This window comes from Bradyrhizobium sp. (assembly GCF_028868675.1).
In the GTDB taxonomy this organism is placed as follows: Bacteria; Pseudomonadota; Alphaproteobacteria; order Rhizobiales; family Xanthobacteraceae; genus Bradyrhizobium.
This window is the reverse complement of sequence record NZ_JAGWUA010000122.1, coordinates 1-14693: the sequence shown is the minus strand read 5'-3', so window position 1 is coordinate 14693 and position 14693 is coordinate 1. Positions and strand designations below refer to the sequence as shown.

The window sequence follows — 14693 nt, the reverse complement described above, 5'->3', positions numbered from 1 at the left end:
CTGGGTGTCTTCTGTCGCCGCCTTGACCGCGGCACTCGCCGCGCTTTTCGCGGCCCCCTTGCGGCTCGCGACCTCGACCGCCTTGCGGCCGGAGATCTCGTGCCCGGCGTCGTCGGGCATCTGCCAGAAGAACCAACTCGATGCGGCCGAGGTCAGCGCCACGACGATGAAGGCCGGCGCGAACACCGTGGCGTCGAGTTCGGCAATGTGGCGGAACCACATCGTCATCTCCACCGAGGCGGCGCCGACCGCGACTCCTGCGGACACCGCAAGCTGCTGGTTGACGCTGACCAGCGTGGTGGCGCGGCTCATCTGCGCGGTGTCGACCTCGGCATAGGCCACCGTGTTGATCGCGGTGAACTGCAGCGAGCGGAAGAAGCCGCCGACCACCAGGATGATCATGATCAGCAAGAGCGGTGTCGTCACCGTGAACAGGGCGCAGGCCGCGAGGAAGATCGAGCTCACCACGGCGTTGACGGTCATGAGATAGCGGAAGCCGAAGGCGCGGATGATGCGCGCCGCCAGCGTCTTCATTCCCATGGCGCCGAGCGAGGAGGCGAAGGTTACGAGGCCGGACTGGAACGGCGACAGGCCGAAGCCGACCTGCATCAACAGCGGCAGCAAGAACGGCAGCGCGCCGATGCCGAGCCGGAACGAAAAGCCGCCGACGATGGAGGCGCGCAGCGTGGCGAGATTCAGCAGCGAGAAGTCCAGCACCGGCGATCCCGTCCGCCGCGCATGGATGACGTAGAGTGTCATCGAGATCGCGCCGACCACGATCAGTGCGAGCACGGTGCTCCAGGGCAGCAGGTTGAGTCCCGCGACCGACAGGCCGAAGGCGATGCCGCCAAGCCCGATGCCCGCGAGCACCATGCCGTAGAGGTCGAACGGCTCCTGCGCCTCGCTCTTGATGGGATCGATGAAGCGCAGCGCCATGAAGATGCCGAGCAGCCCGATCGGGATGTTGATCAGGAATATCCAGTGCCAGGAGGCGTAGGTCGTGATGAAGCCGCCGAGCGGCGGCCCGACCACCGGACCGATCAGGGCCGGGATCGTCACCCAGGCCATCGCGTTGACCAGCGCGCTCTTGTCGATCGAGCGCAGCAGCACGAGGCGGCCGACCGGCGTCATCATCGCCCCGCCCATGCCCTGCAGGATGCGCGCGAACACGAAATGCGTCACCGAGGAGGACAGCGCGCAGCCGATCGAGCCGATCATGAACACGCCGACTGCGATTGCGAACACCAGCCGCGCGCCGAACCGGTCGGCGGTCCAGCCGCTCGCCGGGATGAACACCGCGAGCGACAGCAAATAGGAGGTGATGGCGAGCTTGAGCGTCAGCGGGCTCGTGCCGATATCGGCGGCGATCGCCGGCAGCGACGTGGCGATGACGGTCGAGTCCATGTTCTCCATGAACAGGGCCGTCGCCACGATCAGCGGTATCACGCGTTGTTTGTCGACCGGCATGACGGAATGGTAATGGAGATCGGAATGAGGGCGGGAGATGCGACTTATCATCGCCGCCCTCCGGAGGCCAATGCCGAACCGGGCATAGCACCCAGAACTTCGACCGGGCCGTGTTCGGCTCATATCGCGTTATGCGATTTATTCGCTTGTCAAGAATATCGCATTATGCGATCATGGCAGACCGTGAAGGAGATCGAGTTCACCTCTGCCGCAGTTCGTCAGTGGCGCAAACTGGCCGCGTCGACACGCGCCTAGATTGACCCCAGGCTCAGAACTTTCGCGGAAACTGGCGTAGGTGACGTGAAGGCGTTGAAGGGCGTGTCCGGAATGCGACTTCGCGTAGGCGACTGGCGCGTCTTGTTCACGGTGAAGGGCGATACGATTACGGTTCACGCGGTCGGCCACCGCCGCGAGATCTATGACTGAGAGGACGCAATGGTGAAAGCCGGTACAGCCAAAGGCAATGTCCAGTTCATCCGCACGCCCGGTGGCGACGATCTCGCGGTGCTGCCGCGTAACGAGTACGATCGATTGGTCGCGCTTGCCGCCGAAACACAGGGAGATGTCGCAGCGGGCCGTATTGTTCGGAGTTCCACACGAGCCTTGAGGGAAGGGCGCGAGATTACGCTGCCGAAGGCCGTCGCCGATCGCCTCGCCAATGGTGAGAACGCGGTCCGCGTCATCCGTGACTGGCGCGGGATGATTCAAGGCGAGTTGGCCGTGGCCGTCGGTATCAGTCAGAACTATCTGTCCGAGATCGAAACCGGGCGGCGCAAGGGACCCGCCGAGTTGCAGAAGAAGTTCGCCCGCGCGCTGGGTGTTCCGGTTGACCTGCTGATCGACTGAGGTTCAGGCGTTGAGATTAGCGCCTCTCGACCAGTGCCTCAGCCGGAATGGCCCTTGTTCCGGCAGAGAGGTTGCCTAGATTCCGGGGCGCAGGCCGGTACCAAGTTGCACCGCCCGCCGGAGATCCCGCGATGATCTACATCCTTGCCGCGCTGTTGCCGCCGATCGGGCTGCTCCTGAACGGGCAGCCGTTCTCGGCGATCTTCAACCTCGTCCTGTGCGTGGTTTGCTTCGTTTTCGGCCTCGTTTTCCATGTCCTGCTGCTGGTGCCCTCCGCGCACGCCATCATCGCCGTGCACATGAAGCGGGAGGACCGGCGGCACCGCGAGGTGGTGGAGGCGATCCGGCAGCACGGCCCGCCGCCCGGCTATCCGCGCTGAGAAGCGCAAAAAAGCCTGTGCATGGCTGGCAAACGGGCCGAATGGCTTTGATTCGTCACCCGGCCGTGCTATCGACCCGCGTCAACCCCACCGATGGGCTCCGATTCGACGGCGATGCCGAGGGCAACGCCGAGGGCGGCGCTCATCCATAAGCTTTTGCAGCCAACCAAGGGCTGCCAGGAAGGAGTTGGCGATGGCGACGGTGCAAGGCCCTCAAGGCATCCGCGAAGCCTACACATTCGACGACGTGCTGCTGAAGCCGGGCTTGTCGGAAGTGCTGCCGGGCGAGGTCGACATCCGCTCCCGCGTCACCCGCGCCATTCCCGTCAACATTCCGATCATGGCCTCCGCCATGGATACCGTCACCGAGGCGCGGATGGCGATCGCCATGGCGCAGGCCGGCGGCATCGGCGTCATCCACCGTAATTTCGATCCCGACGGCCAGGCCGCGCAGGTACGGCAGGTCAAGAAATTCGAGTCGGGCATGGTGGTGAATCCGCTGACCATCGCCCCCGACGCGACGCTCGACGATGCGCTGAAGCTGATGAGCGACCATGGCATCTCCGGCATTCCGGTCGTCACCGGCGGTGGCAAGTCCGCACCCGGCAGGCTGGTCGGCATCCTCACCAACCGCGACGTGCGCTTCGCGACCGACCGCCGGCAAAAAATCTCCGAGCTGATGACGCATGAAAACCTCGTCACGGTGCGCGAGAACGTCAGCCAGGACGAGGCCAAGCGGATGCTGCACAAGCACCGCATCGAAAAGCTGCTGGTGGTCGACGGGCAATATCGCTGCGTCGGCCTGATCACGGTGAAGGACATCGAGAAGGCGGTCGCCCATCCGCTCGCCTGCAAGGATGCGCAGGGGCGGCTCCGCGTCGCCGCCGCCACCACCGTCGGCGACAGCGGCTACGAGCGCACCGAGCGGCTGATCGATGCCGGCGTCGATCTCGTCGTGGTCGATACCGCGCACGGTCATTCCCGGCACGTGCTGCACGCCGTCAACCGCATCAAGCGGCTGTCGAACTCCGTGCAGGTCATCGCCGGCAACGTCGCGACCTCGGAAGGCGCACAGGCGCTGATCGACGCGGGCGCCGACTGCATCAAGGTCGGCATCGGCCCGGGCTCGATCTGCACCACGCGCATCGTCGCCGGCGTCGGGGTGCCGCAGCTCACCGCGATCATGGACGCTGTGGAGGCCGGCAAGAAGGCGGACATTCCCGTGATCGCCGACGGCGGCATCAAATTCTCCGGCGATCTCGCCAAGGCGCTCGCCGCCGGCGCCGACGTCGCCATGGTTGGTTCACTGCTCGCCGGCACCGACGAGACGCCGGGCGAAGTGTTCCTGTGGCAGGGCCGCTCCTACAAGGCCTATCGCGGCATGGGCTCGGTCGGCGCGATGGCGCGGGGATCTGCCGACCGCTACTTCCAGCAGGACATCAAGGACACGCTGAAGCTCGTGCCCGAAGGCGTCGAGGGCCAGGTGCCCTACAAGGGGCCGGTCGCCAACGTCATGCACCAACTCGCCGGCGGCCTGCGTGCCGCGATGGGCTATGTCGGTGCGCCCACCGTCGCCGAATTCCAGAAGCGCGCGCGGTTCGTGCGCATCACCGGCGCAGGCTTGCGCGAGAGCCACGTCCACGACGTCGCCATCACCCGCGAAAGCCCGAACTATCCGGGCGGAGTGTAGGCGCACGCTCGTGCCCCGGACGCAGGTCAGCGCTTCTTCAGCGGTGCGCTGCAGAGCCGGGGCCCAGACTGTCGTCGGAATATTGGGTGTAGGTCCCGGCTCTGCGCAGCAACGCCATAGTGCGTCGAAGACGCGCGTGAACGCGCTGTTGGCGCTGCACCGCGTCCAGGACACGAGATGAGCGCGGGTCGATGGTCGAGCGCTCCAGTCCTTTTGTATTGACGAGGGCGGCTTGCTTCGCTTCGCTCCCGCGCACGAAAACAGTCAGAGGAAACCCCCATGTCCCAAGCCAAGCGCATCGTTCTCGCCGCGCGCCCCGTCGGCGAGCCAAGACCGTCCGATTTCCGCATCGAGGAATTCGTGGTGCCGACGCCGGGCGCGGGCGAGCTCCTGCTGCGCACCATCTGGCTGTCGCTCGATCCCTATATGCGCGGGCGGATGAGCGAGGGGCCGTCCTATGCCGCGCCGGTGCCGGTCGGCGGCGTGATGGAAGGGGAGACCGTGAGCGAGGTCGCGGTCTCCAACAATCCGGAGTTTGCCAGGGGCGACATCGTGCGTACGCGCGCCGGCTGGCTGACGCATGCGATCGCCAACGGCAAGGGTCTGATCAAGGTCGACCCGAAGCTCGGCCCGATCTCGACCTCGATCGGCGTGCTCGGCATGCCCGGCATGACCGCCTATACCGGCCTGCTCGACATCGGCCAGCCGAAGCCCGGCGAGACCGTGGTCGTTGCGGCCGCGTCCGGCGCGGTCGGATCGGCGGTCGGGCAGATCGCGAAGATCAAGGGTGCGCGGGCGGTCGGCATCGCCGGCGGCAAGGAGAAGTGCGACTACGTCACGAAGGAGCTCGGCTTCGACGCCTGCATCGACCACCGCGATCCAAATTTCGCGGCGAAGCTGAAGGAGGCCTGCCCGAACGGCGTCGACGTCTATTTCGAGAATGTCGGCGGCGCGGTGTTCGAGGCGGTGTTTCCGCTGCTGAATGCGTTCGCGCGCGTACCGGTCTGCGGCCTGATCGCGCATTACAACGACACCGAGGCCAAGCCGCCGAAATGGGCGGCGGCGATGATGCGCGCGACGCTCACCAAGCGGCTGACCTTCCGCGGCTTCATCGTCAGCGATTTCGCCGCCCGCCACGGCGATTTCCTGCGCGACATGTCGGGCTGGGTCCGCGACGGCAGGGTCAAGTACAAGGAGTTCGTCACCGAGGGGCTCGACAGCGCGCCTTCGGCCTTCATCGGCCTGTTGAAGGGTGCGAATTTCGGCAAGCAGCTCGTCCGGGTCGGGCCGGACAAGGCTTGAGCCAGCGGATCGGGAGGCCCTTTGGTTAACCAAGAGTTACCAAAGGGCCACACCACGGCCAAAAAGGACCGGTTCTTGTCCCGCCCCGCGTTGACCAGCGGCCGAAGGCATTGAATCATCGCACCAATTTCAGGTGCGGCGATGTTTGAACTCGGTATTTTCTGCGTCTTTCTGCTGGCGGCGGGCTATTGGGCCACCCTGTGGCTCATGGGGCGCCACGACGACGTGCTGCACGGAAAATTCGTCCATCCGGAGCCGGAGACCGAAGCGAAGGCACCCGCGATGCCGGCGCCGCCACCGTTTCCCAGGCGTCCGGCCCATCCCGCATCGCGCCCGCGCACGGGAGGGGAGCGCGTCGACAGCGAGGCCCTGCAGTCGTTGCTCGCGGCGATCAAGCAGGATTTAAAGGACGTCGCCTAGGCGTGCCGTCATAATCTGCCAGTGGGCGACGGAGATCTGAGCCGGTCGTCGGGGAGGGGAAAATGAAGCTCGGCATACGTCTGATCGTTTCCATGGTCCTGGTCGGGGCGCTGCACGGCGCGGCCGCGCAAGCGCAGGAGGTCAAGCAGGGCGATCTCGTGATTTCGCAGGCCTGGACCCGTGCCGCGCCGAAGGGCGCGGAGTCCACCAGCAGCTATCTGATCATCGAGAACAAGGGCGCCGCGCCCGAGCGGCTGCTCGGAGGATCGACCGACGCTGCCGAGAAGATCCAGGTCGAGCAGGTCAGCCCGAACGGTTTGTCGGTGAACCCCGTGGACGGGGGCCTCGTGATTGCCCCGGGCGACAAGATGACGCTGGCGCCCGGCGGCTACCGGCTCGGACTGGTGAACGTCAAGACCAGGTTGAAGAAGGGAACCAAGCTTCCGCTGACGCTGCAGTTCGAAAAGGCCGGTGCGGTCGCCGTGTCGTTCGACGTCCTCGCCGCGTCCTCGAAGGGGCCGGCGTTGCCCAAGGACGACAAGACCAAGAAATGACGGCGCGGCGCCGGCCGGATTTGCGCTAGGCTGGCCCCTGATCGGAGGCCGTCATGTCCCACCTCTATGGCGAATCCGAACTTGCCGACATCGCGCGGCCGTTCGAGGAACATGCGCTCGATGCGTTGCGCCGGGGCGATCTCGCGCGCGTGCGCGAGCTGCTGATCGAGATGAAGAATGGTCCGGCCGGCCTCGACGGCCTGTTCGGTCACACGCTGGCCCGCAAGGCGGCCAAGCTTCGCCGCGACTTCGGCGAGGAGGAGGCCCTCGCAATGCTCGCGCGCATCGGCGCCGAGCTGATGCGGACATGGACCCGCCAATACCGCGACGGCGACGAGCGCGCCGCGATCGCCGATCTCATCGGGATATTCCGCGAGCAATACGGTGCGAAGCTCGCGCCGCTCGCCGAAGACGACGACGAGGTCGTGCTCGACATGGCGCTCTGCGGCTCCGGGGGGAAGCTCGAGAAGGCCGGCCTGCCGAGGAAGCATCCCGACTTGTACGCCGGCTGGCGCGACGGAGTGAGCTCGTTCTGCCAGATCTGCAAGGCCTGCCAGCACGCGCTCAACGACGCCGTCGGTGGTGACGTCTGGACGACGGAGAAGGGCGCGGACGGAGCCTGCCGCGCCACCTTCAGGAAGACTGCGGCGCGGGGCGAGGTGCTTTTCACCGCGGAGGAACGCAGGGCGCTGACGCAGACCCGCGTCGACCGCGCGCTGGAGAGGCTCGATGCGGGGGAGAGCGACATCGAATATCTCCTGCCGGGCCAGCGCAAGGATTGGAAGCCTTGGCACGACTTCGGCGTGGTGATGCTGCAATATTTCTACGCCGTCGCGCTGGAAAAGGGCGGCGCCGACTATCTTCGGGAGATGCTGGCCGAGACCTACGAGCCGGCGTTCCATGCGGGCTTCCCACGCTATGCGGCGATGACCGACGACGAGCTGGTGCGCGAGATCGCCCGCACCTGGAACTATCACTGCGCGGACTTCACCATCACCGAGGAAGACGAGCGTTTCGTATTCCGTCTCGACCCCTGCGGCTCCGGCGGCCGCATGTTCCGGGGTGAGATGTGGCGCGACATGTTCCATTACGGCGGCCCGCTGGCCGCGACGATGCGGGAGCCGCACGACGTCAATTTCAACCGCACGGACGCGCCGACCTACTGCACCCATTGCGCGGCCTCGAACCGCGCGCAACTCGAAAGCGCGTTGTCGCCGGAAACACCGCTCTTCTTCGTGATCGACGGCCGCCGCCAGACCCGGCCCGGCGCGGCCTGCGCGACCTTCGTCTACAAGACCACGGCCAACCGCATGAACCTCGATCCCGAGCTGTTCCGCCAGATCGGCCTGACGCCGCCCAGGGAAGTCGCCCGATGAGCACGCGCAATTCGTCCGACCTGGCAGGCAAGGTCGCGCTCGTCTCCGGTGCCGCGCGCGGCATCGGGCGCGCCATCGCACTGCGTCTGGCGAAGGCTGGCGCCGATGTCGGGCTCGTCGACATCAACCCCGCCGTCGAGGAAACCGCAAGGCTGGTGCGCGAGACCGGCCGCAAGGCCTGCATCGCCACCGCCGACATTTCGGACGGCACGGCGGCGCGCGAAGCCGCTGCCAGGGTTGCAGCGGAACTCGCCCCCGTCGATCTGCTCGTCAACAATGCGGGCATCGTCAACAACATCGCGCCGGTCGAGAAGATGAGCGACGAAGCCTGGCAGCGGGAGGTCGGCGTCAATCTGACAGGCGCTTTCAATCTGGTGCGGGCCACGGTCGCAAGCATGGCCGCTCGCGGCTTCGGCCGCATCGTCAATATCTCGTCGGTCGCCGCGCGCGGCGGCCTGGCCCGGCAGGTGGGGTACTCCGCAACCAAGGCCGGCCTGCTCGGGCTCACCCACACGGTCGCGCTGGAATACGCGCGCAAGGGCGTGACCTGCAACGCCGTGCTGCCGGGCATGGTGGAGACGGAAAACGTCAAGGCGATGCCGGCAGAAATCCGCGAGGAGGCGATGGCCATGACGCCTGCGTGCCGGTTCGGTGAACCCGAGGAGATCGCAGCCCTCGTCGCTTTCCTGTGTGGGCCCGAAGCCGGCTACATCACCGGGGCGGAGATCGACATCTCCGGTGGCGGCCATCTCAATTCACTCGTGCTCGGAAGCAGAAGAGAGCTGAAGAAGTAATTGGACGAAGGTCCGGACGGAGGCGGCAGATGTCGAGGGCATCACCTCAGCCCGCCGTCGGCGGATTCGCCGAACAGGCCGCTCACGCCCGACATGAGATTCATGGCGCCATCTCGTCTTTTGGCCGCCCGAAGGCCTGAAACTGCTTTGAGTACCGGTGGTTAGTCCCCCGATCGGGGAACCCGGTTCAAGTCGTTCATTGTCAGGGCCAGAACCTGCCGTTAATGACGGCGCAGCGGCGTGGTGCCGGGGCCGGACATTTTTCGATGTCGGTTCAGATGGCTTTGCTGCCGGTCTTCGTTCAGGTCGCGCTGAAGATCTTGTTGCCGATCTGAGGCTTGCGCCCCGGACCTGATTTGAAAGATTCAAATGACCCCTGCTGCCCGCCTGTCCGCCGCCATCGAGCTGATCGAGACCATCGAGACCCAACGCATGCCCGCGGCGAAGGCGCTGAAGGAGTGGGGCACCGCGCATCGCTTTGCCGGCTCCGGCGACCGTGCGGCAATTGCCGGCCTGGTCTGGGACGTGCTGCGCCGCTATTCCTCCAGCGCATTCCTGATGGATGCCGACACGCCGCGGGCCCGCCTGATCGGCATGCTGCATCTGGAGCGCGGCATCGACGCATCGGCGATGGCGCCGCTGTTCGACGGTAGCCGCTTCGCGCCGGCGCGGCTGACGGAGGCGGAGACGGCCGCGCTCGCCTCACGCTCGCTGGCCAATGCGCCGGCGCCGGTCGCGGGCGACTACCCGGACTGGCTCGATCCTCATCTGGCAAGAGTGTTCGGCGAGGACCGCGTGGCGGAAGCCACTGCGATGGCGAGCCGCGCGCCACTCGACCTGCGCGTCAACACGCTGAAGGCCAACCGAGACAAGGTGCTGCGCTCCTTGTCTCATCTCGGCGCCAGGCCGACGCCGTGGTCGCCGGTCGGCCTGCGCATCGAGCTTGCGGCGGACGCGCGCAATCCCGGGGTCCAGTCGGAGGAGGATTTCATCAAGGGCGCCGTTGAGGTTCAGGATGAAGGCTCGCAGCTGGCGGCGTTGTTTTCCGCGGCAAGACCCGGTGAGCAGGTGATCGACCTCTGCGCCGGAGCCGGCGGCAAGACGCTGGCGCTGGCGGCGCTGATGCAGGGCAAGGGCCGGCTGATCGCGACCGATCGCGACAAGCGCCAGCTCGCCCCGATCCACGAGCGCCTGTCGCGCGCCGGCGTCCACAATGCCGACGTGCGAACGCCCAAGGGCGAGGCCGATCCGCTGGCCGACATCCGCTCCTCCGCCGACCTCGTCGTGATCGATGCGCCCTGCACGGGCACCGGCACCTGGCGCCGCAACCCCGACGCCAAGTGGCGGATGCGCCCGGGCGCGCTGGAGATCCGGCTGAAGGATCAGGCCGAGGTGCTGCAGCGTGCCGTGGCGCTGGTCAAGCCCGGTGGCCGGATCGCCTACATCACCTGCTCGGTGCTCGCGGAGGAGAACGGGGAGCAGGTCAGGGCCTTCGTCGCGCGCCATCCGGAGTTTTCGATTGTGCCGCCCGAGCAGACTGCTGGGGTGCTCGGGGACAAGGCCGAGGCGTTTGCCAAGGCCGCGATCGAGACGGGTGAAGGCTGGCTGATGACGCCGCGCCGCACCGGCACCGACGGTTTCTTCGTCTCGGTGATGAAGAAGGCCGCCTGACGGCGGCCGTCACGCCGGGCGCGTGTGGTTGACGGCGACGATGCGCCAGCCGTTTGCGAGCCGGTCGATCCGGGTCAGCGACCAGGGATCGATGACGAAGCTGAGCGCGCGATCGGGCGGCAGGTCCAGCGCGATCGCGAGCACGGCGCGAATGGTGCCGGAATGCACCACGAGCGCGACATCGCCCTGAGGCAACGCCGCCAAAGCGTGCTCGACCCGGGCGATCTGGTCGACAAAACTTTCCCCGCCGGGCGGCCGGTTGCCGGCCGGCTCGAGCCAGAAGTTCTTGTAGGCATCGCCATATTCCGCGGCGAGCTCGGCGTGCCGGCGCCCGGTCCAGGCGCCAAAGGCCTGCTCGCGAAAGGCCGCCTCGCGGACCGGGTCGAGCCCGAGAGCTGCGGCGGTGTCGCGCGTCCGCCGCGCCGGACTGCAGATCGCGATCTTGTCCGCCGGCAGTTGAGCGCGCAGCCAGCCGATCGCCGCGACGTCGCCGGTGTCGGCCGGCGCCTCCGGATCGTGAATGACGCCCACCGATCCCGCGACCGGCGCATGCCGGATCAGAAAGAGGCGGGTCTCGCGATCCATGCTCCCGCCCTCAACGCAGCGCTGCTGTCAGAAACAGCAGGACCGCGATCTCGGCGACCTGCTCGGCGGCGCCGAGCACGTCGCCGGTCTGGCCGCCGATCTGGCGCTGGGCGAGCAGGGCGACGGCCAGCGCGCCCGCGCCCGCCGCAAGCGCCGATCCCAGCGCCTGCGTCCATGGCAGCACGATGCCGGCGATCACCAGCGCAACCAGCGCCGCCACAGCCGCCGTCGCGGCCGGCGGCCGGCCGGCCTGCGCCGACAGCCCGTCCGCCCGCGCATTGGGCAGCGCGCTTGCCACAATCGTCATCGCGGCGCGCGCCAGCGCATGCGCGGCCACCAGCGCCGGCACGATCGCCCCCTGCGGCAGCGCCGTGAACGCCGAAAGCTTTGCGGCGAACGCGACCAGCAGCGCCAGCGCGCCGTAGGTGCCGAGCCGGCTGTCGCGCATGATCTCGAGTTTGGCCGGCTTGTCGCGGCCGCCGCCAAAACCGTCGGCGACGTCGGCAAGCCCGTCCTCGTGCAGCGCGCCGGTGAGGAGCGCGCCGGCCCCGAGCGCCAGCGCCGCGGCGCCTCCCGCCGGCAGCCCGATCGCCACTAGGCCGAGATCGGCGAGCCCGATCGCCGCGCCGATCGCGGCCGCGACCAGCGGGAAGACGCGGTGGGCGCGGACGAAGTTGCGATAGTCCGGCGCATCGGGCGAGCGCAGCGGCACCCGCGTCAAGAAGGTGACGCCGGTGCGCAAATCATCGACCAGGGTCGTGGCGATCGTGTACATCCGCTAAAGAACCATCCTGGGTGTCATGAGCTTCTCGAATCTCGATCATATACGCGCCTACTGCCGCGATCTCCCCTCAGGCGATGCGAAAGCGCAGGCCGCCGCCTTGGCGCGGCAGGATACGTTGACCAAGCCGCCTGGCAGCCTCGGCCGGCTGGAGGAGCTCGCGGCCTGGCTCGCGCGCTGGCAGGGGCGTGAGATCCCCTTGCTTGATCGCGTCCGGATTCTCGTGTTTGCCGGCAATCACGGCGTCGCACACCGGGGCGTCTCGGCCTACCCGGCCGACGTGACCGCGCAGATGGTCGAGAATTTCCACACCGGTGGCGCGGCGATCAACCAGCTTGCCAGGCTCGCCGACGCCGCGCTCGATGTCGTCGCCATCGATCTCGATCATCCGACCGTCGATTTCACCGAAGCGCCCGCGATGAGCGTGCCTGAGTTCCTCGACGCCGCCAACATCGGCTACCATTCGGTCGGCGCGCCCTGCGATCTCCTGATCGTCGGCGAGATGGGCATTGCCAACACCACGGTCGCTTCCGCGCTCTGCGCGGCGTTGTTCGGCGGCGGCGCGGCGCAATGGGTCGGCCGCGGCACCGGCGTCGACGAGACGGGCCTGGCGCGCAAGCGCGATGCGATCACGGCGGCGCTGGCGCGGCACGCTCGCCTCGCGCAGGATCCGTTGCTGGCAGCGGCGGCGCTCGGCGGACGCGAGCTTGCGGCGATTGCCGGCGCCGTGCTAATGGCGCGGCGTCATCGCATTCCGGTGCTACTGGACGGTTTCGTCGTGACCGCGGCGGTTGCGCCGCTGCATCGTCTGGCGGCGGGTGCGCTCGATCACTGCTGCTCCGCGCATGTCTCGGCGGAGCAGGCCCATCGCGTCCTGCTGCGGCACCTTGGGCTCGATCCGTTGCTCGATCTCGGCATGCGGCTCGGCGAAGGTTCGGGTGCGGCGGTCGCCGTGCATCTCCTGCGAGCGGCGGCTGCGTGCCACGCCGGCATGGCGACCTTTGCGCAGGCCGGCGTCTCCGGCGCGACCTGATCCGGCGCGTCCTCACGTCGCGCCGTCCCGGTCTCACGAAATCGCGACTTGCCTGCGCGCACCGGAACCGGGAACGATCGCGCCCATCAGGGCCGCGCAGATGAGACGATGGCAACGAGGATCAACGCAAACGGCCCTCGCGGCGGTGGCGGCAGCCATGACGTTGCTCGCGAGCGCGGCCGCCCATAGCGCTGACGCGATCGCCTGCCGCGGTTCGATGCAGGTGCAGCACGTGGCGCAACTGCTGTTCGGGCGCAATGTCGAGGACCAGGCCCGCGTCAGCGAGGCCGATTTCAGCGGCTTCGTCTCGCGCGAGGTGTCGCCGCGCTTTCCCGACGGCTTTACCGTGCTCGACGCCAGCGGCCATTGGCGCGACGCCCGGCGCGGCACCGTCGTCCATGAGGCCGCCAAGGTGATCGAGATCGTGCTGCCCGGCGGCCACGACGACACCGCCAAGGTCGACGCCATCGTCGAGGCCTACAAGCGCCAGTTCCAGCAGCAGTCCGTCGGCCTGATCGTCGGGCCGGCCTGCGTGCGGTTCTGATGACGCAATGTGTCTATAGGTCAGCGATACTGACCTATACTAGCCGCTGCCTATGGTCTCCACGAAATGCCCGCCGGACGTGCGGAACATGCCTGCGGGAAGATGTGGGCGGTGCGCGGCTCGCGTGTTGCGCCGCCCAGTCCCGTCGCGTATTGGCTTGCCATGACAGCAGCACAGAACGCCCGCGAGTCGACGCCCTCCGTGGCTTCGGCGCATGACAAGATTCTCATCGTCGATTTCGGCAGTCAGGTGACGCAACTGATCGCGCGCCGCGTGCGCGAGGACGGCGTCTATTGCGAGATCGTCCCGTTCAACAAGGCCGAAGAGGCCTTTCGGGCGATGAAGCCGAAGGCGGTGATCCTCTCGGGCGGGCCGGAGTCCGTGCACGAGGAGGGCTCGCCGCGCGCCCCGCAATCGATCTTTTCCTCCGGCGTGCCGGTGCTCGGCATCTGCTACGGCCAGATGACCATGGCAGCCCAACTCGGCGGCCAGGTCGAAGGCGGGCACCATCGCGAGTTCGGCCGCGCCGACGTCGAGGTGAAGGCGAAGAGCGAGCTGTTCGAAGACACCTGGGCGCTCGGCGAGCGCCACCAGGTCTGGATGAGCCATGGCGACCGCATCACAAGAATGCCGCCGGGGTTCACGGTCGCCGGCACCTCGCCGAATGCGCCGTTCGCGGTGATCCAGGACGAGACGCGCAAGTATTACGGCCTGATGTTCCATCCCGAGGTGGTGCACACGCCCGACGGCGCAAAGCTGATCCGCAATTTCGTGCGCAGGATCGCCGGCCTTTCCGGCGACTGGACCATGCGCGCCTTCCGCGAGGAGGCGATCCAGAAGATCCGCGCGCAAGTGGGCAAGGGCAGGGTGATCTGCGGCCTCTCCGGCGGCGTCGATTCCGCGGTCGCGGCGGTGCTGATCCACGAGGCGATCGGCGACCAGCTCACCTGCGTGTTCGTCGACCACGGCCTGTTGCGCCTCGACGAGGCCAGGACGGTCGTCGACCTCTTCCGCGGCCACTACAACATCCCGCTCGTGCATGTGGATGCGTCGAAGCTGTTCCTCGGCGAGCTCGACGGCGTCACCGATCCCGAACAGAAGCGCAAGACCATCGGCCGGCTCTTCATCGACGTGTTCGATGCGGAAGCGAAGAAGATCGGTGGCGCCGACTTTCTGGCGCAGGGCACGCTCTACCACGACGTGATCGAGAGCGTCTCCTTCACCGGCGGCCCCTCGGTGACGATCAAGTC

Annotated in this window: 16 protein-coding genes; 13 read left to right on the top strand and 3 right to left on the bottom strand. The window is 67.3% G+C overall.

The genetic code is table 11. The annotated features are described in order from the left end of the window. Positions 1-1467, bottom strand: a 1467-nt coding sequence (locus KGM94_RS16375) for a DHA2 family efflux MFS transporter permease subunit (protein ID WP_300261197.1), incomplete at its 3' end; no start/stop codon positions are given. Positions 1468-1794: 327 nt separating this feature from the next. On the opposite strand from KGM94_RS16375, the gene KGM94_RS16370 reads away from it, so the two are divergent. The 10 genes from KGM94_RS16370 to KGM94_RS16325 all read left to right on the top strand — a co-directional run bounded on the left by KGM94_RS16370 (position 1795) and on the right by KGM94_RS16325 (position 10500). Then, positions 1795-1893, top strand: a complete 99-nt coding sequence (locus KGM94_RS16370) for a type II toxin-antitoxin system RelE/ParE family toxin (protein ID WP_300261194.1) — start codon at positions 1795-1797, stop codon at positions 1891-1893. Between the two features lie 9 nt (positions 1894-1902). After that, positions 1903-2313, top strand: a complete 411-nt coding sequence (locus KGM94_RS16365; RefSeq protein ID WP_300261191.1) for a helix-turn-helix transcriptional regulator — start codon at positions 1903-1905, stop codon at positions 2311-2313. Positions 2314-2444: 131 nt separating this feature from the next. Further along, the gene (locus KGM94_RS16360) at positions 2445-2693 is read left to right on the top strand and encodes a hypothetical protein (RefSeq protein ID WP_300261188.1); all 249 of its coding nucleotides are present in this window, start codon (positions 2445-2447) and stop codon (positions 2691-2693) included. A gap of 193 nt (positions 2694-2886) precedes the next feature. Beyond that, on the top strand, positions 2887-4383 hold the full coding sequence (gene guaB / locus KGM94_RS16355) for an IMP dehydrogenase (RefSeq protein ID WP_300261185.1): 1497 nt from the start codon (positions 2887-2889) through the stop codon (positions 4381-4383). A gap of 279 nt (positions 4384-4662) precedes the next feature. Then, on the top strand, positions 4663-5685 hold the full coding sequence (locus KGM94_RS16350) for an NADP-dependent oxidoreductase (protein WP_300261182.1): 1023 nt from the start codon (positions 4663-4665) through the stop codon (positions 5683-5685). A gap of 141 nt (positions 5686-5826) precedes the next feature. Next, complete coding sequence (locus KGM94_RS16345) at positions 5827-6105, top strand: hypothetical protein (protein ID WP_300261179.1); 279 nt, start codon at positions 5827-5829, stop codon at positions 6103-6105. 62 nt (positions 6106-6167) lie between these two features. Then, complete coding sequence (locus KGM94_RS16340) at positions 6168-6659, top strand: copper chaperone PCu(A)C (RefSeq protein WP_300261175.1); 492 nt, start codon at positions 6168-6170, stop codon at positions 6657-6659. Between the two features lie 53 nt (positions 6660-6712). Further along, a complete protein-coding gene (locus tag KGM94_RS16335; RefSeq protein WP_300261172.1) occupies positions 6713-8035 on the top strand; it encodes a hypothetical protein in 1323 nt (440 codons plus the stop codon). Further along, entirely contained in the window at positions 8032-8829 is a 798-nt protein-coding gene (locus tag KGM94_RS16330; protein WP_300261170.1) for an SDR family NAD(P)-dependent oxidoreductase, read from the top strand. The genes KGM94_RS16335 and KGM94_RS16330 overlap by 4 nt, the downstream gene beginning before the upstream one ends. 369 nt (positions 8830-9198) lie before the next feature. Then, entirely contained in the window at positions 9199-10500 is a 1302-nt protein-coding gene (locus KGM94_RS16325) for an RsmB/NOP family class I SAM-dependent RNA methyltransferase (RefSeq protein WP_300261167.1), read from the top strand. Positions 10501-10509: 9 nt separating this feature from the next. Here KGM94_RS16325 and KGM94_RS16320 read toward each other — a convergent pair whose 3' ends face one another. Both KGM94_RS16320 and cobS read right to left on the bottom strand, forming a co-directional pair. Beyond that, on the bottom strand, positions 10510-11085 hold the full coding sequence (locus KGM94_RS16320; RefSeq protein WP_300261165.1) for a histidine phosphatase family protein: 576 nt from the start codon (positions 11083-11085) through the stop codon (positions 10510-10512). Positions 11086-11095: 10 nt separating this feature from the next. Further along, positions 11096-11860, bottom strand: a complete 765-nt coding sequence (cobS, locus tag KGM94_RS16315) for an adenosylcobinamide-GDP ribazoletransferase (RefSeq protein WP_300261162.1) — start codon at positions 11858-11860, stop codon at positions 11096-11098. Between the two features lie 25 nt (positions 11861-11885). Between cobS and cobT the strand changes: the two genes are divergently transcribed. The 3 genes from cobT to guaA form a co-directional block, all read left to right on the top strand. Further along, positions 11886-12899 (top strand): nicotinate-nucleotide--dimethylbenzimidazole phosphoribosyltransferase, encoded by a 1014-nt coding sequence (gene cobT, locus KGM94_RS16310; RefSeq protein ID WP_300261159.1) that lies wholly within the window; start codon positions 11886-11888, stop codon positions 12897-12899. Between the two features lie 157 nt (positions 12900-13056). Continuing rightward, the gene (locus tag KGM94_RS16305; protein WP_300261155.1) at positions 13057-13443 is read left to right on the top strand and encodes a DUF3574 domain-containing protein; all 387 of its coding nucleotides are present in this window, start codon (positions 13057-13059) and stop codon (positions 13441-13443) included. A gap of 162 nt (positions 13444-13605) precedes the next feature. Further along, a partial coding sequence (gene guaA / locus KGM94_RS16300; RefSeq protein WP_300261152.1) for a glutamine-hydrolyzing GMP synthase occupies positions 13606-14693 on the top strand: 1088 nt, incomplete at its 3' end.